The sequence below is a fragment of the Streptococcus mitis genome, assembly GCF_003942685.1.
Lineage (GTDB): Bacteria > Bacillota > Bacilli > Lactobacillales > Streptococcaceae > Streptococcus > Streptococcus mitis_CD.
In genome coordinates this window covers 165,560-187,285 of sequence record NZ_RJNR01000002.1, presented here as the reverse complement: position 1 = coordinate 187,285, position 21,726 = coordinate 165,560, and the positions used below count along the sequence as shown (strand labels likewise).

21 protein-coding genes and 1 pseudogene are annotated in these 21,726 nt (G+C 41.5%); 20 read left to right on the top strand and 2 right to left on the bottom strand.

The genetic code is table 11. The features are described from left to right. Nucleotides 1-27: 27 nt before the first annotated feature. The 3 genes from D8855_RS02715 to ciaH all read left to right on the top strand — a co-directional run bounded on the left by D8855_RS02715 (nucleotide 28) and on the right by ciaH (nucleotide 4,681). The gene (locus tag D8855_RS02715) at nucleotides 28-2,574 is read left to right on the top strand and encodes a M1 family metallopeptidase (protein ID WP_125415883.1); all 2,547 of its coding nucleotides are present in this window, start codon (nucleotides 28-30) and stop codon (nucleotides 2,572-2,574) included. A 108-nt stretch (nucleotides 2,575-2,682) separates the two neighbouring features. Then, nucleotides 2,683-3,357, top strand: coding sequence for a two-component system response regulator CiaR (ciaR, locus tag D8855_RS02710; protein ID WP_000590639.1), 675 nt, complete (start codon nucleotides 2,683-2,685; stop codon nucleotides 3,355-3,357). Next, nucleotides 3,347-4,681, top strand: coding sequence for a two-component system sensor histidine kinase CiaH (ciaH, locus tag D8855_RS02705; protein WP_125415881.1), 1,335 nt, complete (start codon nucleotides 3,347-3,349; stop codon nucleotides 4,679-4,681). Before ciaR ends, ciaH begins: the two co-directional genes overlap by 11 nt. A 33-nt stretch (nucleotides 4,682-4,714) precedes the next feature. On the opposite strand, the gene D8855_RS02700 is transcribed toward ciaH, so the two are convergent. Then, nucleotides 4,715-5,002, bottom strand: coding sequence for a DUF3270 domain-containing protein (locus tag D8855_RS02700; protein ID WP_001145229.1), 288 nt, complete (start codon nucleotides 5,000-5,002; stop codon nucleotides 4,715-4,717). A 139-nt stretch (nucleotides 5,003-5,141) separates the two neighbouring features. Between D8855_RS02700 and D8855_RS02695 the strand changes: the two genes are divergently transcribed. The 7 genes and pseudogenes from D8855_RS02695 to deoD all read left to right on the top strand — a co-directional run bounded on the left by D8855_RS02695 (nucleotide 5,142) and on the right by deoD (nucleotide 12,158). Next, on the top strand, nucleotides 5,142-6,071 hold the full coding sequence (locus D8855_RS02695; protein ID WP_049550878.1) for a peptidase U32 family protein: 930 nt from the start codon (nucleotides 5,142-5,144) through the stop codon (nucleotides 6,069-6,071). A 105-nt stretch (nucleotides 6,072-6,176) separates the two neighbouring features. Further along, nucleotides 6,177-6,860 (top strand): ribose-5-phosphate isomerase RpiA, encoded by a 684-nt coding sequence (rpiA, locus tag D8855_RS02690; protein ID WP_125415878.1) that lies wholly within the window; start codon nucleotides 6,177-6,179, stop codon nucleotides 6,858-6,860. Nucleotides 6,861-6,883: 23 nt separating this feature from the next. Next, nucleotides 6,884-8,095 (top strand): phosphopentomutase, encoded by a 1,212-nt coding sequence (locus D8855_RS02685; protein ID WP_125415875.1) that lies wholly within the window; start codon nucleotides 6,884-6,886, stop codon nucleotides 8,093-8,095. Nucleotide 8,096: 1 nt separating this feature from the next. Continuing rightward, nucleotides 8,097-8,658 (top strand): annotated as a pseudogene (locus tag D8855_RS02680) (DUF1697 domain-containing protein). Beyond that, a complete protein-coding gene (locus D8855_RS02675; RefSeq protein WP_125415870.1) occupies nucleotides 8,655-9,464 on the top strand; it encodes a purine-nucleoside phosphorylase in 810 nt (269 codons plus the stop codon). The pseudogene D8855_RS02680 and the gene D8855_RS02675 overlap by 4 nt, the downstream one beginning before the upstream one ends. A 2-nt stretch (nucleotides 9,465-9,466) precedes the next feature. Beyond that, entirely contained in the window at nucleotides 9,467-10,750 is a 1,284-nt protein-coding gene (locus tag D8855_RS02670; protein ID WP_125415867.1) for a chloride channel protein, read from the top strand. 697 nt (nucleotides 10,751-11,447) lie between these two features. Continuing rightward, complete coding sequence (gene deoD / locus D8855_RS02665; protein ID WP_000022093.1) at nucleotides 11,448-12,158, top strand: purine-nucleoside phosphorylase; 711 nt, start codon at nucleotides 11,448-11,450, stop codon at nucleotides 12,156-12,158. Nucleotides 12,159-12,190: 32 nt separating this feature from the next. On the opposite strand, the gene pavA is transcribed toward deoD, so the two are convergent. After that, nucleotides 12,191-13,846, bottom strand: a complete 1,656-nt coding sequence (gene pavA / locus D8855_RS02660) for an Rqc2 family fibronectin-binding protein PavA (RefSeq protein WP_125415864.1) — start codon at nucleotides 13,844-13,846, stop codon at nucleotides 12,191-12,193. A gap of 104 nt (nucleotides 13,847-13,950) precedes the next feature. On the opposite strand from pavA, the gene ybeY reads away from it, so the two are divergent. The 10 genes from ybeY to smpB all read left to right on the top strand — a co-directional run bounded on the left by ybeY (nucleotide 13,951) and on the right by smpB (nucleotide 21,711). Continuing rightward, nucleotides 13,951-14,448, top strand: coding sequence for an rRNA maturation RNase YbeY (gene ybeY, locus D8855_RS02655; protein ID WP_049510566.1), 498 nt, complete (start codon nucleotides 13,951-13,953; stop codon nucleotides 14,446-14,448). Beyond that, nucleotides 14,429-14,824, top strand: a complete 396-nt coding sequence (locus tag D8855_RS02650; RefSeq protein ID WP_000378166.1) for a diacylglycerol kinase family protein — start codon at nucleotides 14,429-14,431, stop codon at nucleotides 14,822-14,824. Before ybeY ends, D8855_RS02650 begins: the two co-directional genes overlap by 20 nt. Nucleotides 14,825-14,840: 16 nt before the next feature. After that, on the top strand, nucleotides 14,841-15,740 hold the full coding sequence (gene era / locus D8855_RS02645; RefSeq protein ID WP_125415861.1) for a GTPase Era: 900 nt from the start codon (nucleotides 14,841-14,843) through the stop codon (nucleotides 15,738-15,740). Nucleotides 15,741-15,788: 48 nt separating this feature from the next. Next, a complete protein-coding gene (gene mutM, locus D8855_RS02640) occupies nucleotides 15,789-16,613 on the top strand; it encodes a DNA-formamidopyrimidine glycosylase (RefSeq protein ID WP_125415858.1) in 825 nt (274 codons plus the stop codon). Then, nucleotides 16,613-17,218, top strand: a complete 606-nt coding sequence (gene coaE / locus D8855_RS02635; protein ID WP_049551528.1) for a dephospho-CoA kinase — start codon at nucleotides 16,613-16,615, stop codon at nucleotides 17,216-17,218. The genes mutM and coaE overlap by 1 nt, the downstream gene beginning before the upstream one ends. Further along, on the top strand, nucleotides 17,205-18,404 hold the full coding sequence (locus D8855_RS02630; protein ID WP_125415856.1) for a multidrug efflux MFS transporter PmrA: 1,200 nt from the start codon (nucleotides 17,205-17,207) through the stop codon (nucleotides 18,402-18,404). Before coaE ends, D8855_RS02630 begins: the two co-directional genes overlap by 14 nt. Then, nucleotides 18,404-18,553, top strand: a complete 150-nt coding sequence (gene rpmG / locus D8855_RS02625) for a 50S ribosomal protein L33 (protein WP_001809104.1) — start codon at nucleotides 18,404-18,406, stop codon at nucleotides 18,551-18,553. The genes D8855_RS02630 and rpmG overlap by 1 nt, the downstream gene beginning before the upstream one ends. A gap of 39 nt (nucleotides 18,554-18,592) precedes the next feature. Then, nucleotides 18,593-18,826 carry a preprotein translocase subunit SecG gene (gene secG / locus D8855_RS02620; RefSeq protein ID WP_000282517.1) on the top strand — a complete coding sequence of 78 codons (234 nt, stop codon included), beginning with the start codon at nucleotides 18,593-18,595 and terminating at the stop codon, nucleotides 18,824-18,826. A 100-nt stretch (nucleotides 18,827-18,926) separates the two neighbouring features. Then, complete coding sequence (rnr, locus tag D8855_RS02615; RefSeq protein ID WP_125415853.1) at nucleotides 18,927-21,281, top strand: ribonuclease R; 2,355 nt, start codon at nucleotides 18,927-18,929, stop codon at nucleotides 21,279-21,281. Next, nucleotides 21,244-21,711, top strand: a complete 468-nt coding sequence (smpB, locus tag D8855_RS02610; protein ID WP_001051750.1) for an SsrA-binding protein SmpB — start codon at nucleotides 21,244-21,246, stop codon at nucleotides 21,709-21,711. Before rnr ends, smpB begins: the two co-directional genes overlap by 38 nt. Nucleotides 21,712-21,726 lie beyond the last annotated feature (15 nt).

The following is a 21,726-nucleotide window of genomic DNA, read 5'->3' as shown; positions in this document are numbered from 1 at the left end:
CTCTTAAACTTAGAATAGGAGAAAACTATGCAAGCAGTTGAACATTTTATTAAGCAATTTGTTCCTGAACATTATGATTTATTTTTAGACTTGAGTCGTGAGACCAAGACTTTTTCTGGAAAGGTGACCATTACTGGTCAAGCACAGAGTGACCGCATTTCCCTCCACCAAAAAGACTTGGAAATAGCCACTGTCGAAGTTGCAGGGGGAGCTCGCCCATTCACAATTGATCATGACAATGAAGCCCTTCATATCGAACTTGCGGAAGCAGGTCAAGTTGAAGTGGTTATCGCCTTTTCAGGAAAAATTACAGACAACATGACAGGGATTTACCCTTCTTATTACACAGTTGATGGAGTCAAGAAGGAAGTCTTGTCTACTCAGTTCGAGAGCCATTTTGCGCGTGAAGCCTTCCCATGTGTGGATGAGCCAGAAGCCAAAGCAACTTTTGACCTCTCTCTACGTTTTGACCAAGTAGAAGGTGAATTGGCCTTGTCAAACATGCCTGAGATTGATGTTGAAAACCGTAAGGAAACAGGTATCTGGAAGTTTGAGACAACACCTCGCATGTCTTCTTACCTGTTAGCCTTTGTTGCGGGTGATTTGCAAGGTGTGACGGCTAAAACTAAAAACGGTACCCTTGTAGGTGTCTATTCAACCAAAGCTCACCCACTATCTAACCTTGATTTCTCACTGGATATCGCTGTTCGCTCTATCGAGTTTTACGAAGATTACTATGGAGTTAAGTACCCAATTCCTCAATCTCTCCACATCGCCCTTCCTGACTTCTCAGCTGGAGCTATGGAAAACTGGGGTCTTGTGACCTACCGTGAAGTTTACTTGGTTGTGGATGAGAACTCTACCTTTGCCAGCCGTCAACAAGTTGCCCTTGTTGTGGCCCATGAATTGGCTCACCAATGGTTTGGTAACCTCGTAACGATGAAATGGTGGGATGACCTTTGGCTCAATGAAAGCTTTGCTAACATGATGGAGTACGTCTGTGTGGATGCTATTGAACCAAGCTGGAATATCTTTGAAGATTTCCAAACAGGTGGTGTTCCGTCTGCCTTGAAACGTGATGCGACTGATGGTGTTCAATCTGTTCACGTCGAAGTGAAACATCCAGATGAAATCAATACGCTCTTTGATGGAGCTATCGTCTATGCCAAAGGAAGTCGCCTCATGCACATGCTCCGTCGTTGGCTAGGTGATGCTGATTTTGCTAAAGGTTTGCATGCTTACTTTGAAAAACACCAATACAGTAATACAATAGGTCGTGACCTTTGGGATGCTCTTGGTCAAGCATCAGGTCGTGATGTTGCAGCCTTTATGGATTCTTGGTTGGAACAACCTGGTTATCCAGTTCTCACTGTCAAAGTTGAAAATGATGTCTTGAAGATCTCACAAAAACAATTCTTTATCGGTGAGCACGAAGACAAGAACCGTCTCTGGGTTGTGCCGCTAAACAGCAACTGGAAAGGCTTGCCTGATACACTCGAAACTGAAAGTATCGAAATTCCAGGCTACGCAGCCCTTCTTGCTGAAAACAAAACAGCACTTCGTCTCAACACTGAAAATACAGCCCACTATATTACAGACTATCAAGGAGACTTGTTAGATGCAGTTCTTGCTGACCTAGTTGAGCTTGATAACACAAGCAAACTGCAAATCGTCCAAGAACGTCGCTTGCTTGCTGAAGCAGGGCACATTTCTTATGCAGACTTGCTTCCAGTCCTTGATAAACTTGCTAAGGAAGAATCTTACCTTGTCGTTTCAGCTGTTTCTCAAGTAATTTCTGCTCTTGAGCGCTTTATCGATGAAGGAACAGAAGCTGAAAGAGCCTTCAAAGAATTGGTTGCTAAATTGGCTCGTCACAACTATGATCGTCTTGGTTTTGAAGCTAAAGACGGAGAATCAGATGAGGATGAATTGGTTCGTCAGTTGGCTGTTTCTATGATGATTCGCTCAAATGATGCAGAAGCTAGTCAAGTCGCTAGCCAAATTTTTGCGGCTCACAAGGAGAATCTTGCAGGACTTCCAGCAGCTATTCGCTCACAAGTTCTGATTAATGAGATGAAACATCATGAGACTAAAGACTTGTTAGCACTTTATCTTGATACCTATACTCACGCAACAGATGCTGTCTTTAAACGTCAGTTGGCAGCTGCTCTTGCTTACAGTACAGATGCGGACAATATCCAAACCTTGATTACTTCTTGGAAGGACAAATTTGTGGTCAAACCACAAGACTTGTCTGCTTGGTACTTCCAGTTCTTAAGCCATCAAGCAACTCAGGAAACAGCATGGTCTTGGGCTCGTGAAAACTGGGCTTGGATTAAGGCAGCCCTTGGAGGAGATATGAGCTTTGATAGCTTTGTTATCCTTCCTGCTCACGTATTTAAGACTCAGCAACGCTTGGCAGAGTACAAGGAATTCTTTGAACCGCAACTTTCTGACCTTGCTCTTAGCCGTAACATCGGTATGGGAAACAAGGAAATTGCAGCGCGTGTTGACTTGATTAACCGTGAAAAAGCTGCAGTGGAAGCAGTCGTTCTTCAATACGGAACCGCATAAATAAGCCTAAAATAAAAAGAAAACTCAGCTTTCTCATGTAAAATGTAGAGAGTTGAGTTTTTTTTAAGGCAAATTTGGTATAATAGTTTTAATAAGGAGGAGTTTCTCATGATAAAAATCTTATTAGTTGAGGATGACCTAGGCCTGTCAAATTCAGTATTTGACTTTTTAGATGATTTTGCGGATGTCATGCAGGTATTTGATGGGGAAGAAGGTCTCTACGAAGCTGAAAGTGGCGTCTATGACTTGATTTTGCTCGATTTGATGTTACCTGAAAAAAACGGCTTCCAAGTCTTGAAAGAATTGCGTGAAAAGGGGATTACGACTCCAGTTCTGATCATGACTGCCAAGGAAAGTTTGGATGACAAGGGACATGGATTTGAACTGGGAGCGGATGATTATCTGACCAAACCTTTCTACTTAGAAGAACTTAAAATGAGGATTCAAGCCCTTCTCAAACGTTCAGGCAAGTTTAATGAAAACACCTTGACATATGGAAATATTGTAGTTAATTTGTCAACAAATACAGTTAAGGTTGAAGATACTCCTGTCGAATTGTTGGGGAAAGAGTTCGATTTACTGGTTTATTTCCTTCAAAATCAAAATGTTATTTTGCCTAAGACTCAGATTTTTGATCGTCTATGGGGATTTGATAGTGATACAACGATTTCGGTTGTCGAAGTCTATGTTTCAAAAGTCCGTAAGAAATTAAAAGGAACCACTTTTGCAGAGAATTTGCAAACCTTGCGTAGTGTTGGGTATATTTTAAAAGATGTTCAGTAAACTAAAAAAAACATGGTATGCGGATGACTTTAGTTATTTTATCCGCAACTTTGGTGTCTTCACTCTGATTTTCTCTACCATGACTCTGATTATTTTACAAGTCATGCATTCGAGTCTTTATACTTCGGTGGATGATAAGCTTCATGGACTGAGTGAAAATCCTCAGGCGGTTATTCAGCTTGCGGTAAATAGGGCAACAGAAGAGATTAAAGATTTAGAGAATGCCGCTACAGATACTAGTAAGACTGAAGTAAAACCCAATGTCAGTTCCAATACGGAGGTTATTCTTTTTGATAAGAATTTTACACAGCTCCTTTCTGGAAACCGATTTTTGGGATTGGATAAGATTAAGTTAGAGAAAAAAGAACTAGGACATATCTATCAGATTCAGGTTTTTAATAGCTATGGACAAGAAGAAATCTATCGCATGATCTTGATGGAAACGAATATCAGTTCGGTTTCAACCAATATCAAGTATGCAGCTGTCTTGATTAATACCAGTCAGTTGGAGCAGGCCAGTCAAAAGCACGAGAAATTGATTGTGGTCGTGATGGCAAGTTTCTGGATTTTGTCTTTACTTGCCAGTCTCTATCTAGCTAGGGTCAGTGTTCGGCCCCTGCTTGAGAGCATGCAGAAGCAACAGTCCTTTGTGGAAAATGCCAGTCATGAGTTACGAACTCCACTTGCAGTTTTGCAAAATCGTTTAGAGACCCTTTTTCGTAAGCCAGAAGCAACCATTATGGATGTGAGCGAAAGCATTGCGTCTAGTTTGGAAGAAGTCCGAAATATGCGTTTTTTGACGACAAACTTGCTGAACTTAGCTCGTAGAGATGATGGGATTAAGCCGGAACTTGCAGAAGTTCCAACCAGTTTTTTCAATACGACTTTCACAAACTATGAGATGATTGCTTCTGAAAATGACCGTGTCTTTCGTTTTGAAAATCGGATCCATCGAACGATTGTCACAGATCAACTTCTTTTGAAACAACTGATGACCATCCTATTTGATAATGCCATCAAATATACTGAGGAGGATGGTGAAATTGATTTTCTTATCTCAGCGACTGATCGTAATCTTTATTTGCTAGTTTCCGACAATGGAGTCGGTATTTCAGCAGAAGATAAGAAGAAAATATTTGACCGCTTTTATCGAGTGGATAAGGCTAGAACCCGTCAAAAAGGTGGTTTTGGGTTAGGATTATCCCTAGCCAAGCAAATTGTAGATGCCCTAAAAGGAACCATTACTGTTAAAGATAATAAACCAAAGGGAACAATCTTTGAAGTGAAGATTGCCATCCACACACCATCTAAAAAGAAAAAATAAAAATATCGCTCCAGATGGGGCGATATTTTGGATTTATCTTCTACGTTTTTGTTTGATGATAAAGCGCTGAACTTTTAAGACAAGTAAGCTGGATCCGATTGCTGCGGCAAAGGCAAGAGCAGGTGATAATTTTAATGCTAAAAAGATAAAACTAAAGATAGCAATACAGATACAAAAAACAGCGATATTAACAAAAAATAGGATTTCCTTGAGATTGGCATCAGACTGCGCTTCAGGTGTATAATCTTGATAGCGAGGAACCTGCTGGCTTAATTCTTCTTGATAGTCTACCTCATAGGATTGTAATTTTCTTACGGGCATTATTCTCTCCTTAACAGTACATACCTATTTTATCATTTTTTCAGCAGAGAATTATTACAGAAAGGTTACAATAAGAATAAAGTCCCTTTTCATTTTTAAAGAATGGCTGATTTTCCAGAAATGTGGTATAATTTTTCTTATGGAAAAGATTATCATTACAGCAACTGCTGAAAGTATTGAACAAGTTAAACAACTGCTCGAAGCTGGCGTAGACCGTATCTATGTCGGTGAGAAAGATTTTGGCCTTCGTCTGCCGACAACCTTTAGTCATGACCAATTGCGTGAAATTGCTAAGCTGGTTCATGATGATGGTAAAGAATTGATCGTTGCGGTTAACGCCCTCATGCACCAAGATATGATGGATCGTATCAAGCCTTTCTTAGACTTTTTGGAAGAAATCAAGACAGACTACATTACGATTGGGGATGCAGGTGTCTTTTACGTAGTCAACCGCGATGGTTATTCCTTTAAGACCATCTACGATGCTTCAACCATGGTAACTAGCAGTCGCCAGATTAACTTCTGGGGACAAAAGGCTGGCGCATCTGAGGCTGTTTTGGCGCGTGAAATTCCATCTGCTGAACTCTTCAAAATGCCAGAGATTTTGGAAATTCCTGCTGAAGTTTTGGTTTACGGAGCTAGCGTTATTCACCATTCTAAGCGTCCTCTCTTGCAAAACTATTATAACTTTACACATATCGATGACGAAAAGACTCGCAAGCGTGACCTCTTCTTGGCTGAGCCAAGTGACCCAGAGAGCCACTATTCCATTTTTGAAGACAATCATGGTACCCATATCTTTGCCAATAACGACCTTGATTTGATGACAAAATTGACAGAATTGGTAGAGCATGGTTTCACTCACTGGAAACTAGAAGGGCTCTACACTCCTGGTCAGAACTTTGTTGAGATTGCAAAACTCTTTATTCAAGCGCGTAGCTTGATTCAAGAGGGTAACTTTAGCCATGACCAAGCCTTCTTGCTGGATGAAGAAGTGCGTAAACTTCACCCTAAAAACCGTTTCCTTGATACAGGATTTTATGACTACGATCCTGACATGGTTAAATAGGACATCAAAACCCGAAATAAAAATGTTCGGGTTTTTCCAGTGTATCCATGAAATAAAAACGAATAGATGTTATAATAAAAGTAGCTCTTTAATGGAGGTGTTTGAGTGGAAAATCTGAAGAAAATGGCAGGTATCAAGGCTGCTGAGTTTGTCAAGGATGGGATGGTTGTCGGACTGGGAACGGGTTCTACTGCCTATTATTTTGTCGAAGAAATCGGTCGTCGTATTAAGGAAGAAGGCTTGAAGATTACAGCTGTAACGACTTCTAGTGTGACTAGTAAACAGGCTGAAGGGCTTAATATCCCACTCAAGTCTATTGACCAAGTAGACTTTGTCGATGTGACAGTCGACGGGGCGGATGAAGTGGATAGTCAGTTTAATGGAATCAAAGGTGGTGGTGGTGCCCTTCTCATGGAGAAGGTTGTCGCAACGCCTTCAAAAAAATACTTTTGGGTGGTGGATGAAAGCAAGCTAGTTGAGAAACTAGGTGCTTTTAAATTGCCAGTAGAAGTGGTTCAGTATGGCGCAGAACAGGTCTTTCGTCGTTTTAAACGAGCTGGCTACAAACCAAGTTTCCGTGAAAAAGACGGCCAACGTTTTGTGACCGATATGCAGAATTTTATCATTGATCTTGCCTTGGATGTCATTGAAGATCCAATTGCTTTAGGGCAAGAATTGGACCATATCGTTGGTGTCGTGGAGCACGGCTTATTCAATCAAATGGTGGATAAGGTCATCGTTGCTGGACGAGATGGAGTTCAGATTTTAACTTCAACAAAAGCTAAATAATCAAAATAATAAGGAGACACATTATGTCAAAATTTAATCGTATTCACTTGGTGGTACTAGATTCTGTAGGAATCGGTGCTGCACCAGATGCTAATAATTTTGTCAATGCAAGGGTTCCAGATGGAGCTTCTGATACACTTGGACACATTTCAAAAACAGTTGGTTTGAATGTGCCAAACATGGCTAAAATCGGTCTTGGAAATATTCCTCGTGAAACACCATTGAAGACTGTGCCAGCTGAAAGCAATCCAACTGGATATGCAACAAAATTAGAGGAAGTATCTCTTGGTAAGGATACTATGACTGGACACTGGGAAATCATGGGTCTTAATATTACGGAGCCTTTCGATACTTTCTGGAACGGATTCCCAGAAGAAATTTTGACAAAAATCGAAGAATTCTCAGGGCGTAAGGTCATTCGTGAAGCTAATAAGCCTTACTCAGGAACAGCTGTTATCGATGATTTTGGACCACGTCAGATGGAAACTGGAGAGTTGATTATCTATACTTCAGCTGACCCTGTTTTGCAAATTGCTGCCCACGAGGAGATTATTCCTTTGGATGAATTGTACCGTATCTGTGAGTATGCTCGCTCAATTACTCTTGAGCGTCCCGCCCTTCTTGGTCGTATCATTGCCCGTCCTTACGTCGGTGAACCAGGAAACTTCACACGTACAGCCAACCGTCGTGACTTGGCAGTTTCCCCATTTGCACCAACTGTTTTGGATAAATTGAACGAAGCTGGTATCGATACTTATGCTGTTGGTAAAATCAACGACATCTTTAACGGTGTTGGTATCAATCATGATATGGGTCACAACAAGTCAAATAGCCATGGAATGGATACACTATTGAAGACCATGGGCCTTGCTGAGTTTGAAAAAGGATTCTCATTCACAAACTTGGTTGATTTTGATGCCCTTTATGGCCACCGTCGTGATGCTCATGGTTACCGTGATTGCTTGCATGAGTTTGATGAACGCTTACCTGAAATTATCGCAGCTATGAGAGAGAATGACCTTCTCTTGATTACTGCGGACCATGGAAATGACCCAACTTATGCAGGAACAGACCACACTCGTGAATATATCCCACTTTTGGCCTATAGCCCTGCCTTTAAAGGAAATGGTTTACTGCCTGTCGGTCATTTCGCAGATATCTCAGCGACTGTTGCGGATAACTTTGGTGTTGAAACAGCCATGATCGGGGAAAGTTTCTTAGATAAATTGGTATAAGATGAAACGCTATGCTTTACTGGTAAGGGGCATTAATGTCGGTGGGAAAAATAAAGTTGTCATGGCGCAACTTCGTCAAGAATTGACAGAGTTGGGACTGGAAAAAGTTGAAACCTACATCAACAGTGGCAATATTTTCTTTACTTCGACAGATGCCAAAGTCCGATTGGTCGAAATGTTAGAGGCTTTCTTTGCAGTCCATTATCCATTTATTCAGAGCTTTTCTTTGCTGAGTCAGGAAGATTATGAAGAAGAGCTGAAGAATCTGCCAGATTGGTGGACCAAAGATTTGGCACGAAAGGATGTCCTCTTTTACACGGAGGGCTTGGATGTGACTCAAGTCATTGAGAAAGTAGACAATTTGGAACTGGAAGATGAAGTCGTTCATTTTGGAAAACTTGGTATTTTCTGGGGGAAATACTCCGAAGAATCATACTACGAAACAGCCTATCACAAATACTTACTCAAGATGACTTTCTACCGCCAAATCACCATTCGTAATGCTAAAACTTTTGACAAAATCGGTCAAATGCTAAAAAACTAATAAAGGAGACACACAATGACATTTTTAGATAAGATCAATGAAACAGCTGCCTTCCTGAAAGACAAGGGAATCCAAGCACCTGAGTTCGGTCTAATCCTTGGATCAGGACTTGGAGAATTGGCAGAAGAAATCGAAAATCCAGTTGTAGTAGACTATGCAGATATTCCCAACTGGGGCCGTTCAACAGTAGTCGGTCACGCTGGTAAATTGGTATATGGAGAACTTGCAGGTCGCAATGTCTTGGCTCTTCAAGGTCGTTTCCATTTCTATGAAGGAAATCCTCTTGAAGTCGTGACTTTCCCAGTTCGTGTGATGAAAGTTCTCGGATGTGAAGGTGTCATTGTAACCAATGCAGCTGGAGGTATTGGATTTGGTCCTGGTACCTTGATGGCTATCTCAGACCATATCAATATGACGGGGCAGAACCCATTGATGGGTGAAAACTTGGATGATTTTGGTCCACGTTTCCCAGATATGTCTAAAGCCTACACACCAGAATACCGTGCTACTGCCCATGAAGTGGCTAAAAAACTTGGTATCAAGCTTGATGAAGGTGTCTATATCGGCGTTACTGGTCCGACTTATGAAACACCAGCAGAAATCCGCGCCTATAAGACACTGGGAGCAGATGCAGTTGGTATGTCGACTGTTCCTGAAGTTATTGTGGCAGCTCACTCAGGTTTGAAAGTTCTAGGAATTTCATGTATTACTAACCATGCTGCAGGTTTCCAAGAAGAACTCAACCACGAAGAAGTTGTAGAAGTGACGGAACGTGTTAAAGGCGACTTCAAAGGCTTGCTGAAAGCGATTCTTGCAGAATTGTAATCATGTTAATAGAATTGAGGAGTATTTTTCGAAAAATCCCTTATAATTTTAGATTATTTATAGCAGTAATTCTGCAAGGAATAGTTTCGGGTTTATCTGGTATATTTCTCCACTATATTTTGGAGATGGTGGAGGAGCAAGCTTTTGGTCAGTCAGAGCATCATAGTGGATTTTTGACAGATGGAGTTTCCTCCTCACGGATAGGACTAAGTTTAATAATCGTGGGTCTTGGCTCATCCTTGGTCTGGTATTTCTTGCAAAAAGGGTCGAAGATTTTTTCCATCAAAGATCAGATGAAGGATGAGACTTCACAATACAAACTTCATTTTTTAAGACAGCTATTTCATTCAATTTGGCAGATCATTGCAGTTGGAGGGGGAGCACCTATTGGTAAAGAAGCTGCGCCACGAGAGATTGGAACTCTATTTGCAGGACCAATTGGAAAAATATGTTCTCTCTCTAAGAAGGATCAAATCTTTCTCCTTGCTTGTGGTGCTGGTGCTGGTTTAGCGGCTGTTTATCAGGTTCCATTAACAAGTGTCTTCTTTGTTTTTGAAAACCTAGGAATCGCTCTATCTATTAAACGATTTGTCTTAGTCGGTTTGACTACCTATGTCTCAACCTATATAGCAGGCTGGGTTATTTCAGATCAGGCTCTCTACCAGATTCCAGCCATCATTTGGTCATTAAAGGAAATATGGATTATTCCCTTATTACTTCTTTTCTTAACCCCACTAGCTTGGCTTTTTGGTCGTTTGAGCAAAGAAGTGTCTTCAAACAGAATAAAAGATAAACGAATACTTCTCACATTGCCTACAGCTTTTCTTTTTCTTGCTGGGTTGGCAAGTTATTTTCCACATCTACTTGGAAATGGACGTATGATGGCTCAGGAAGTATTGAATGGTAGCAATGGCAAAACAGTACTCCTTTTATTTATCTTAAAAGCATTAGCTGTTCTTATTATTCTGTGGGCAGGGGCCTATGGTGGTAACCTTACGCCATCTTTTGCCTTGGGGATGGCTGGAGCTGGTGTTTTGTGCATGATTCTAGGTTTGGATAGCCAGTCAACCATTTTGCTTTTGGGATCGGTTTGTTTTTTGTCTGTGACCTTGAGGGCGCCCATTTCTGCAACCGGATTAGTTATAGGTTTCACTGGGCTAGGTATAGATTCTCTTCCGTATCTCTTAGTAACAGCTGTTTTAGCCTATGAATTTGCAAAAATGTTAGACCACTTTCCTTGTGCTAGCATACTGTGTCAGAAGTCAAATAATAAAGTAATTAGGTAGGAAATGCCCATTTCTTCTAGTCAATGATTTGATTTAAAAGATTAAAAAAACTCTCAATTTATTTATAACTGTTTTAAATAAAAATGAAGTAGGCCTATTGGAATCATGATTGAATCCGATTTTTTCTAGCTATGAAATGTAAAAATAATAAAAAGAAAGGTAGAGCGAGATGTTCTGATTTGAACGCGAGCGGAAAACTTTTCTAAAAACTCAGAAGAGAAGGGGAGTTCGGGCTTGAATAGAAGCCGCTCTAAGCTTCTCAATATCATCAAAATTAAGAAAGAAAGGAATTGAACCCACCCTAAAAGCAGTGAGAAAAAGATAGTTGGTCTAGAGAGCATCGCTCACTACACCCAACTCCTATTTTCCCTTTGCTTTTTGACGGGTTTGGTATCTTTCTGATTATAAATTTTAGAATAAAGAAAGGATGGGTTAACTGTATTCATTGAACTGAATACGGGCGGAGAACTGTGTAAAAAAGATAAACTGTCTAGCATCTGAGATGCTTCGTCAGTTTCCTATTTTTACTTTGTTCTCTGTCGCTATCCTGAATATAAAAAAAGAAAGGTAGAGCGTGTGTTCTGATTTGAACACGAGCGGAAAACTTGGAAAATAGATAATCTGACTGAGAAATCAGGATTTCTCGTCAGATTCCTAATTTTCAGTCGTTTTCTTGTCGCTCTTTGAATCATAAATTATGTCTATCCATATTGCTGCTCAGCAGGGTGAAATTGCTGATAAAATTCTTCTTCCTGGGGATCCTCTTCGTGCTAAGTTTATTGCGGAGAATTTCCTTGAAGATGCTGTTTGTTTTAACGAAGTGCGTAACATGTTTGGTTACACTGGTACTTACAAGGGCCACCGTGTATCTGTCATGGGAACTGGGATGGGGATGCCATCGATTTCGATTTATGCGCGTGAGTTGATTGTGGACTACGGTGTGAAAAAATTGATCCGTGTGGGAACAGCAGGTTCTTTGAATGAAGACGTTCACGTCCGTGAATTAGTTTTGGCGCAAGCAGCTGCAACCAATTCAAACATCATCCGCAACGACTGGCCACAGTATGATTTTCCACAAATCGCTAGCTTTGATTTGTTGGATAAGGCTTATCATATTGCCAAAAATCTTGGTATGACAACCCATGTTGGGAACGTTTTGTCATCTGATGTCTTTTATTCAAACTACTTTGAAAAGAACATCGAACTTGGTAAATGGGGCGTCAAGGCTGTGGAAATGGAAGCAGCAGCTCTTTACTATCTTGCTGCTCAACACCATGTTGATGCTTTAGCTATTATGACTATTTCTGATAGTTTGGTCAATCCAGATGAAGACACGACTGCAGAAGAACGCCAAAATACCTTCACTGATATGATGAAGGTTGGATTGGAAACCTTAATTGCAGAGTAAAATGTAAAAGAAAATCCTGATTTCAAGTGAAATCAGGATTTTTTCATGGATGCGATTTTTTCTGGGTCTGGTGTGACACGGAGGGTCTTTTGTCCCGTGTAAGTTACAAAGCCTGGTTTGCCACCAGTTGGTTTGTTGAGTTTTTTGACTTCAATCATATCCACCTGGACCAGATTTGAAAGGCGACCTTGAGAGAAGTAGGCTGCAAGTTCTGCTGCGTCTGTCTTGACTTCATCAGATGGGTCTAGGTTGCCTGAGATGACAACGTGGCTTCCAGGAATGTCCTTGGCATGGAACCAAAGTTCCTCCTTGCGTGCCATTTTAAAGGTTAGCTCCTCATTTTGCAGGTTATTGCGTCCGACATAGATGATGGTTTTGCCATCGCTCGCCATATACTGTTCTGGTTTTTTGCGTTTCTGAATTTTCTCTCGCTGTCTTCTGCGGATAAAACCTGTTTGGATCAATTCTTCACGGATTTCAGCGATTTCTTCCAGCCCAGCTTGGTTGAGAACAGTTTCCACACTTTCCAGATAGAGAATGGTTGCCTTGGTTTCCTCAATCAGATCAGTCAAGTATTTGACAGCTTCTTTTAATTTCTGATAACGTTTAAAGTAGCGTTGAGCGTTCTGGTTGGGAGTCAAGGCCTTATCAAGCGCAATCGTGATAGGTTGGTTGGTGTAGTAGTTGTCTAGGATAACCTGGTCTTGGTCGTTAGGCACTTGATGGAGGAAGGTTGTTAGCAATTCTCCTTTTTGGCGAAATTCTTCAGCGTTGTCTGTCGCCAGAAACTCTTTTTCTTGTTTTTTAAGCTTATGACGATTTTTTTGAAGTTCATTTTCAACACGACGAATGAGTTCACTGGCTTGCTGTTTGACGCGGTCGCGCTCAGCTTTGTCCTTATAGTAGGTGTCCAACAAATCAGAAAGACTGGCAAAAGGCTCTCCCACCTGATTTGCAAAAGGAACTGAGCTGAAGGAAGTCTCAGTCAAGCATGGTTTGGTTTCTTGATTGAAAAAGTTTCGGAAAGTAGATAGTTTATCACTAACCAGAATGTTTTCCAATTCATTTGCCGTATCACGTCCCAGACCTTGAAAGAGGTTTTGAAGGTTCTTAGCTCTCGTTTCCTGAGTTTGTAGGATTTCAAAGAGCTTTTCATCCTTGATAGTAAAAGGATTGAGAGATTCCGTACTTGGTGGAGCGATGTAGGTCGACCCAGGAAGCAAGGTACGGTAGCTATTTTGTGAAAAACCAACGTGTTTAATGACTTCGAGGATTTTGTGGCTACTTTTATCAACCAGTAGAATATTACTGTGTTTCCCCATGATTTCGATGATTAAGGTAGCCTGGATATGGTCCCCAATCTCGTTTTTATTGGAAACTGTCATTTCCACAATACGGTCATTTTCCACTTGCTCAATCGACTCAATCAGGGCACCCTGCAAATATTTTCTTAAAACCATGATAAAGGTAGAAGGTTGGGATGGATTTTCAAAAGTCGTTTGGGTCAGCTGGATGCGTCCAAAAACAGGATGGGCAGAAAGGAGCAGGCGATGGCTTTGGCGATTGCTACGGATTTGCAAGACCAACTCTTGTTCAAAAGGCTGATTGATTTTCTGGATGCGACCGTTCACTAACTCTCTTCGCAATTCCTCAACCATGTGGTGTAAAAAAAATCCGTCAAATGACATCGTTCTCTCCTTGTGATTGTATTCCATAGTATTATATCAAAAAGGTAGAATAAAATCATGGAAATGTGGTATAATAAAGCCAAGTAAAGAGAAACGAGAAGCACATGTATATTGAAATGGTAGATGAAACTGGTCAAGTTTCAAAAGAAATGTTGCGACAAACCCAAGAAATTTTGGAATTTGCAGCCCAAAAATTAGGCAAAGAAGACAAGGAGATGGCAGTCACCTTTGTGACCAATGAACGTAGTCATGAACTTAATCTTGAGTACCGTGACACAGACCGTCCGACAGATGTTATCAGCCTCGAGTATAAACCAGAGTTAGAAATTGCCTTTGACGAAGAAGATTTACTTGAAAATCCAGAATTGGCAGAGATGATGTCTGAGTTTGATGCCTATATTGGGGAACTTTTCATCTCTATCGATAAGGCACATGAGCAGGCCGAGGAATATGGCCACAGCTTTGAGCGTGAGATGGGCTTCTTGGCAGTACACGGCTTTTTACATATCAACGGCTATGATCACTACACTCCGGAAGAAGAAGCGGAGATGTTCGGTTTACAAGAAGAAATTTTGACAGCCTATGGACTCACAAGACAATAAACGAAAATGGAAAAATCGTGACCTGATATCCAGTTTAGAATTTGCTCTCACAGGAATTTTTACTGCCATCAAGGAAGAACGCAATATGCGAAAACATGCAGTGACGGCTCTTGTAGTCATTCTTGCAGGTTTTGTTTTTCAGGTGTCACGAATCGAATGGCTCTTTCTCCTATTGAGCATTTTCTTGGTAGTAGCCTTTGAAATTATCAATTCTGCTATTGAAAATGTGGTGGATTTGGCCAGTCACTATCACTTTTCCATGCTGGCTAAAAATGCCAAGGATATGGCGGCTGGCGCGGTATTAGTGGTCTCTCTTTTTGCAGCCTTAACAGGCGCATTGATTTTTCTCCCACGAATCTGGGATTTATTATTTTAAACAGTAAGAGGAAATTATGACTTTTAAATCAGGCTTTGTAGCCATTTTAGGACGTCCCAACGTTGGGAAGTCAACCTTTTTAAATCACGTCATGGGGCAAAAGATTGCCATCATGAGTGACAAGGCGCAGACAACGCGCAACAAAATCATGGGAATTTACACGACTGATAAGGAACAAATCGTCTTTATCGACACACCAGGGATTCATAAGCCTAAAACGGCTCTTGGAGATTTCATGGTCGAATCCGCCTACAGCACCCTTCGTGAAGTGGATACTGTTCTTTTTATGGTGCCTGCTGATGAAGCGCGTGGTAAGGGAGACGACATGATTATCGAGCGTCTCAAGGCTGCTAATGTACCAGTGATTTTGGTGGTGAACAAGATCGATAAGGTTCACCCAAATCAGCTTTTGTCTCAGATTGATGATTTCCGTAATCAGATGGACTTCAAGGAAATTGTTCCTATCTCAGCCCTTCAGGGAAATAATATCTCACGTTTAGTGGATATTTTGAGTGAAAATCTGGACGAAGGTTTCCAATATTTCCCGTCTGATCAAATCACAGACCATCCAGAACGATTCTTGGTTTCAGAAATGGTTCGCGAGAAAGTCTTGCACCTAACTCGTGAAGAGATTCCGCATTCTGTTGCAGTAGTAGTTGATTCTATGAAACGAGACGAAGAGACAGACAAGGTTCATATCCGTGCAACCATCATGGTCGAGCGCGATAGCCAAAAAGGGATTATCATCGGTAAAGGTGGCGCTATGCTTAAGAAAATCGGTAGTATGGCCCGTCGTGATATCGAACTCATGCTAGGAGACAAGGTTTTCCTAGAAACATGGGTCAAGGTCAAGAAAAACTGGCGCGATAAAAAGCTAGATTTGGCTGACTTTGGCTATAATGAAAAAGAATACTAAGTAGAGGTGGGCTCATGCCTGCTTCTTGTTTTTACAGAAGGAGGACTTATGCCTGAATTACCTGAGGTTGAAACCGTTCGACGTGGTTTGGAAAAATTGATTTTGGGAAAGAAGATTTCGAGTGTAGAAATTCGCTATCCCAAGATGATTAAGACAGATTTGGACGAGTTTCAAAAGGAAGTGCCTGGTCAAGTTGTTGAGTCAATGGGACGTCGTGGCAAATATTTACTTTTCTACCTGACAGACAAGGTCTTGATTTCTCATCTGCGGATGGAGGGCAAGTATTTTTATTATCCGTACCAGGTTCCCGAACGCAAGCATGCCCATGTTTTCTTCCAGTTTGAAGATGGTGGCACGCTTGTTTATGAGGATGTACGCAAGTTTGGAACCATGGAACTCTTGGCTCCTGACCTTTTGGAAGCCTACTTTATTTCTAAAAAACTAGGGCCTGAACCAAGCGAACAAGACTTTGATTTGCAGGTCTTTCAAGTAGCTTTAGATAAGTCTAAAAAGACTATCAAATCCCATCTTTTAGACCAGACCTTGGTAGCTGGTCTTGGCAATATCTATGTGGATGAGGTTCTCTGGCGAGCTCAGGTTCATCCAGCTAGACCTTCCCAGAATTTAACAGCAGACGAAGCGACAGCCATTCATGACCAGACCATTGCTGTTTTGGGCCAGGCTGTTGACAAAGGTGGTTCCACCATTCGGACCTATACCAATGCCTTTGGGGAAGATGGAACCATGCAGGATTTTCATCAGGTCTATGACAAGGCTGGTCAAGAATGTGTACGCTGTGGTACCATCATTGAGAAAATCCAACTAGGCGGACGTGGAACTCACTTTTGCCCTCAGTGTCAAAGGAGGGACTGATGGGAAAAATCATCGGAATTACAGGAGGAATTGCCTCTGGTAAGTCAACCGTGACAAATTTTCTAAGAAAGCAAGGCTTTCAAGTGGTGGATGCTGATGCAGTCGTCCACCAACTACAGGAACCTAGTGGTCGTCTGTTTGAAGCTCTAGTCCAGCACTTTGGTCAAGAAATTGTATTAGAAAATGGAGAACTCAATCGCCCTCTCCTAGCTAGTCTTATCTTTTCAAATCCTGAAGAACGAGAATGGTCTAAGCAAATCCAAGGAGAGATTATCCGTGAGGAACTAGCTACGTTGAGAGACCAGTTGGCTCAGACAGAAGAGATTTTCTTCATGGATATTCCCCTACTTTTTGAGCAGGCCTACAGCGCTTGGTTTGATGAGACTTGGTTGGTCTATGTGGACCGAGATGTCCAAGTGAAACGCTTAATGAAAAGGGACCAGTTGTCCAAAGATGAAGCTAAGTCTCGTCTGGCAGCCCAGTGGCCTTTAGAAAAAAAGAAAGATTTGGCCAGCCAGGTTTTAAACAACAATGGAAATCAGGACCAGCTTCTTACTCAGGTCTTCTCCCTGCTTGAGGGAGGTAGTGAAGATGACAGAGATTAACTGGAAGGATAATCTGCGCATTGCCTGGTTTGGTAATTTTCTGACAGGAGCCAGTATTTCCTTAGTTGTGCCTTTTATGCCCATCTTTGTGGAAAATTTAGGTGTAGGGAGTGATCAAGTTGCTTTTTATGCAGGTTTAGCTATTTCTGTCTCTGCCATTTCCGCGGCGCTCTTTTCTCCTATCTGGGGAATCCTTGCTGATAAGTACGGTCGAAAACCCATGATGATTCGGGCTGGCATGGCCATGACCATTACTATGGGAGGCTTAGCCTTTATCCCAAATATCTATTGGCTAATCTTTCTTCGTTTACTGAATGGTGTATTTGCGGGTTTTGTTCCCAATGCAACAGCCTTGATAGCCAGTCAAGTTCCCAAGGAGAAATCAGGCTCTGCCTTAGGCACTTTGTCTACAGGCGTAGTTGCAGGTACTCTAACTGGTCCCTTTATTGGTGGCTTTATCGCAGAATTATTTGGTATTCGTACTGTCTTTTTACTGGTTGGTTGTTTTCTATTTTTAGCTGCTATTCTAACTATTTGCTTTATCAAGGAAGATTTTCAACCAGTGGCCAAGGAAAAGGCCATCCCAACAAAGGAATTATTTACATCAGTTAAATATCCCTATCTCTTGGTCAATCTCTTTCTGACCAGTTTTGTCATCCAATTTTCAGCCCAATCAATCGGCCCTATTTTAGCACTTTATGTACGCGACTTAGGCCAGACAGAGAATCTTCTCTTTGTATCAGGTTTGATTGTATCCAGTATGGGCTTTTCCAGTATGATGAGTGCAGGAGTCATGGGAAAGCTAGGTGACAAGGTGGGCAATCATCGTCTCTTGATTGTAGCCCAGTTTTATTCAGTTATCATCTATCTCCACTGTGCTAATGCTTCTAGCCCCCTTCAATTAGGACTTTATCGTTTCCTTTTTGGATTGGGAACTGGTGCCTTGATTCCCGGAGTTAATGCCCTTCTCAGCAAGATGACGCCCAAAGTCGGCATTTCGAGGGTCTTTGCCTTCAATCAGGTATTCTTTTATCTGGGAGGTGTTGTTGGTCCCATGGCAGGTTCTGCAGTAGCAGGAAAATTTGGATACCATGCAGTCTTCTATGCGACAAGCCTTTGTGTTGCCTTTAGTTGTCTCTTTAACCTGCTTCAATTTCGAACATTATTAAAAGTAAAGGAAATCTAGTGCGAGTAAAAATTAATCTCAAATGCTCCTCTTGTGGCAGTATCAATTACCTAACCAGTAAAAATTCAAAAACCCATCCAGACAAGATCGAGGTTTTAAAGTATTGTCCCAAGGAAAGAAAAGTAACCCTACATCTTGAATCTAAGTAGATTTTATGGTAAAATAATAGGGATTTTAAGGAGTTTGATATGTATAACCTATTATTAACCATTTTATTAGTATTATCTGTTGTGATTGTGATTGCGATTTTCATGCAACCAACCAAAAACCAATCCAGCAATGTATTTGATGCCAGCTCAGGTGATTTGTTTGAACGCAGTAAAGCACGTGGTTTCGAAGCTGTAATGCAGCGTTTGACAGGGATTTTAGTCTTTTTCTGGCTAGCCATTGCCTTAGCATTGACGGTATTATCAAGTAGATAAGAAAATAATGGGCAGGACTAGGTCTTTGCCTCTTTTTATTTTTAAAGGATGTTTGAGAAGGTTTTACAGTAAAAGAAAATAAAAAATCTAGAAAGAAAATATGAAAGACAGAATAAAAGAATATTTACAAGATAAGGGAAAGGTAACTGTCAATGACTTGGCTCAGGCTTTGGGAAAAGACGGGTCCAAGGATTTTCGTGAGTTGATTAAAACCTTGTCCTTAATGGAAAGAAAGCACCAGATACGCTTTGAAGAAGATGGAACTTTGACTTTGGAAGTCAAGAAAAAACATGAGATTACTCTCAAGGGGATTTTTCATGCCCATAAAAATGGCTTTGGCTTTGTTAGTCTGGAAGGCGAGGAGGACGATCTTTTTGTAGGAAAAAACGATGTTAACTATGCTATTGATGGTGATACCGTCGAGGTAGTGATTAAGAAAGTCGCTGACCGAAATAAAGGAACAGCAGCCGAAGCGAAAATTATTGATATATTAGAACACAGCTTGACAACAGTTGTCGGCCAAATCGTTCTAGATCAGGAAAAACCCAAGTATGCTGGTTACATCCGTTCAAAAAATCAGAAAATCAGCCAACCGATTTATGTCAAGAAACCAGCTCTAAAACTAGAAGGAACAGAAGTTATCAAGGTCTTTATCGACAAATATCCAAGTAAGAAACATGATTTCTTTGTCGCGAGTGTCCTCGATGTGGTGGGGCACTCGACGGATGTCGGAATTGATGTTCTTGAGGTTTTGGAGTCTATGGACATTGTCTCAGAATTTCCAGAGGCTGTTGTCAAGGAAGCAGAAAGTGTGTCTGATGCTCCGTCTCAAAAGGATATGGAAGGTCGTATGGATTTGAGAGATGAGATTACCTTTACCATTGATGGTGCTGACGCCAAGGATTTGGACGATGCGGTGCATATCAAGGCCTTGAAAAATGGAAATCTGGAGCTTGGTGTTCACATCGCAGATGTTTCTTACTATGTGACCGAGAGTTCTGCCCTTGACAAGGAAGCCCTTAACCGCGCGACTTCTGTCTATGTGACAGACCGTGTGGTACCAATGCTTCCAGAACGACTGTCAAATGGCATCTGCTCTCTCAATCCCCAAGTGGACCGCCTGACCCAGTCTGCCATTATGGAGATTGATAAACATGGTCGCGTGGTCAATTACACCATTACACAAACAGTTATCAAGACTAGCTTCAGGATGACCTACAGTGATGTCAATGATATCCTAGCTGGAGACAAGGAAAAGAGACAAGAATATCAGAAAATTGTCCCTAGTATCGAACTCATGGCCAAGCTTCATGAAACTTTAGAAAATATGCGTGTGAAACGTGGAGCCCTCAATTTTGATACCAATGAAGCTAAGATTTTAGTGGATAAACAAGGTAAGCCTGTTGATATCGTTCTTCGTCAGCGTGGTGTTGCCGAGCGCATGATTGAGTCCTTCATGTTGATGGCCAATGAAACAGTTGCCGAGCATTTCAGCAAGCTGGATCTACCTTTCATCTATCGAATTCACGAGGAGCCTAAGGCTGAAAAAGTTCAGAAGTTTATTGATTATGCTTCAAGCTTTGGCTTGCGCATTTATGGGACTGCTAGTGAGATTAGCCAGGAGGCTCTCCAAGACATCATGAGTGCTGTTGAGGGAGAACCTTATGCAGATGTATTATCCATGATGCTTCTACGCTCTATGCAGCAGGCTCGCTATTCGGAGCACAATCACGGCCACTATGGATTAGCAGCTGACTATTACACTCACTTTACCAGTCCGATTCGTCGTTATCCAGACCTTCTTGTTCATCGTATGATTCGTGATTACGGCCGTTCTAAGGAAATAGCAGAGCATTTTGAACAAGTGATTCCAGAGATTGCGACCCAGTCTTCCAACCGTGAGCGTCGAGCTATCGAGGCCGAGCGTGAAGTCGAAGCCATGAAAAAGGCTGAGTACATGGAAGAATACGTGGGTGAAGAGTACGATGCGGTTGTGTCCAGCATTGTCAAGTTTGGTCTCTTTGTCGAATTGCCAAACACAGTTGAAGGCTTGATTCACATCACTAATTTACCTGAATTTTATCATTTCAACGAACGTGATTTGACTCTTCGTGGAGAAAAATCAGGAACAACCTTCCGTGTAGGGCAACAGATTCGTATCCGAGTTGAAAGAGCTGACAAGATGACGGGTGAAATTGACTTCTCATATATCCCAAGTGAGTTTGATGTGATTGAAAAAGGCTTAAAACAGTCTAATCGCAGTGACAGGGGGCGTGGTTCAAGTCGTCGTTCAGATAAGAAGGAAGATAAGAGAAAATCAGGACGCTCAAATGAGAAGCGCAAGCATTCACAAAAAGACAAGAAGAAAAAAGGAAAGAAACCTTTTTATAAGGAAGTAGCTAAGAAAGGAGCCAAGCATGGCAAAGGGCGAGGGAAAGGTCGTCGCACAAAATAAAAAGGCGCGCCACGACTATACAATCGTAGATACGCTAGAGGCAGGGATGGTCCTGACTGGAACTGAAATCAAGAGTGTACGAGCTGCTAGAATCAATCTCAAGGACGGCTTTGCCCAAGTGAAAAATGGGGAGGTTTGGTTGAGCAATGTTCATATCGCTCCTTACGAAGAGGGCAATATCTGGAACCAAGAACCAGAACGTCGTCGCAAACTCCTACTCCATAAAAAGCAAATCCAAAAATTGGAGCAAGAGACCAAAGGGACAGGAATGACCCTGGTTCCTCTTAAAGTTTATATCAAAGATGGATATGCCAAGCTCCTTTTAGGTTTAGCTAAAGGGAAGCATGACTATGATAAACGGGAGTCAATCAAACGTCGTGAGCAGAATCGCGATATTGCGCGCGTGATGAAAGCTGTTAATCAGCGATAAAAAGAGGAAATGAAA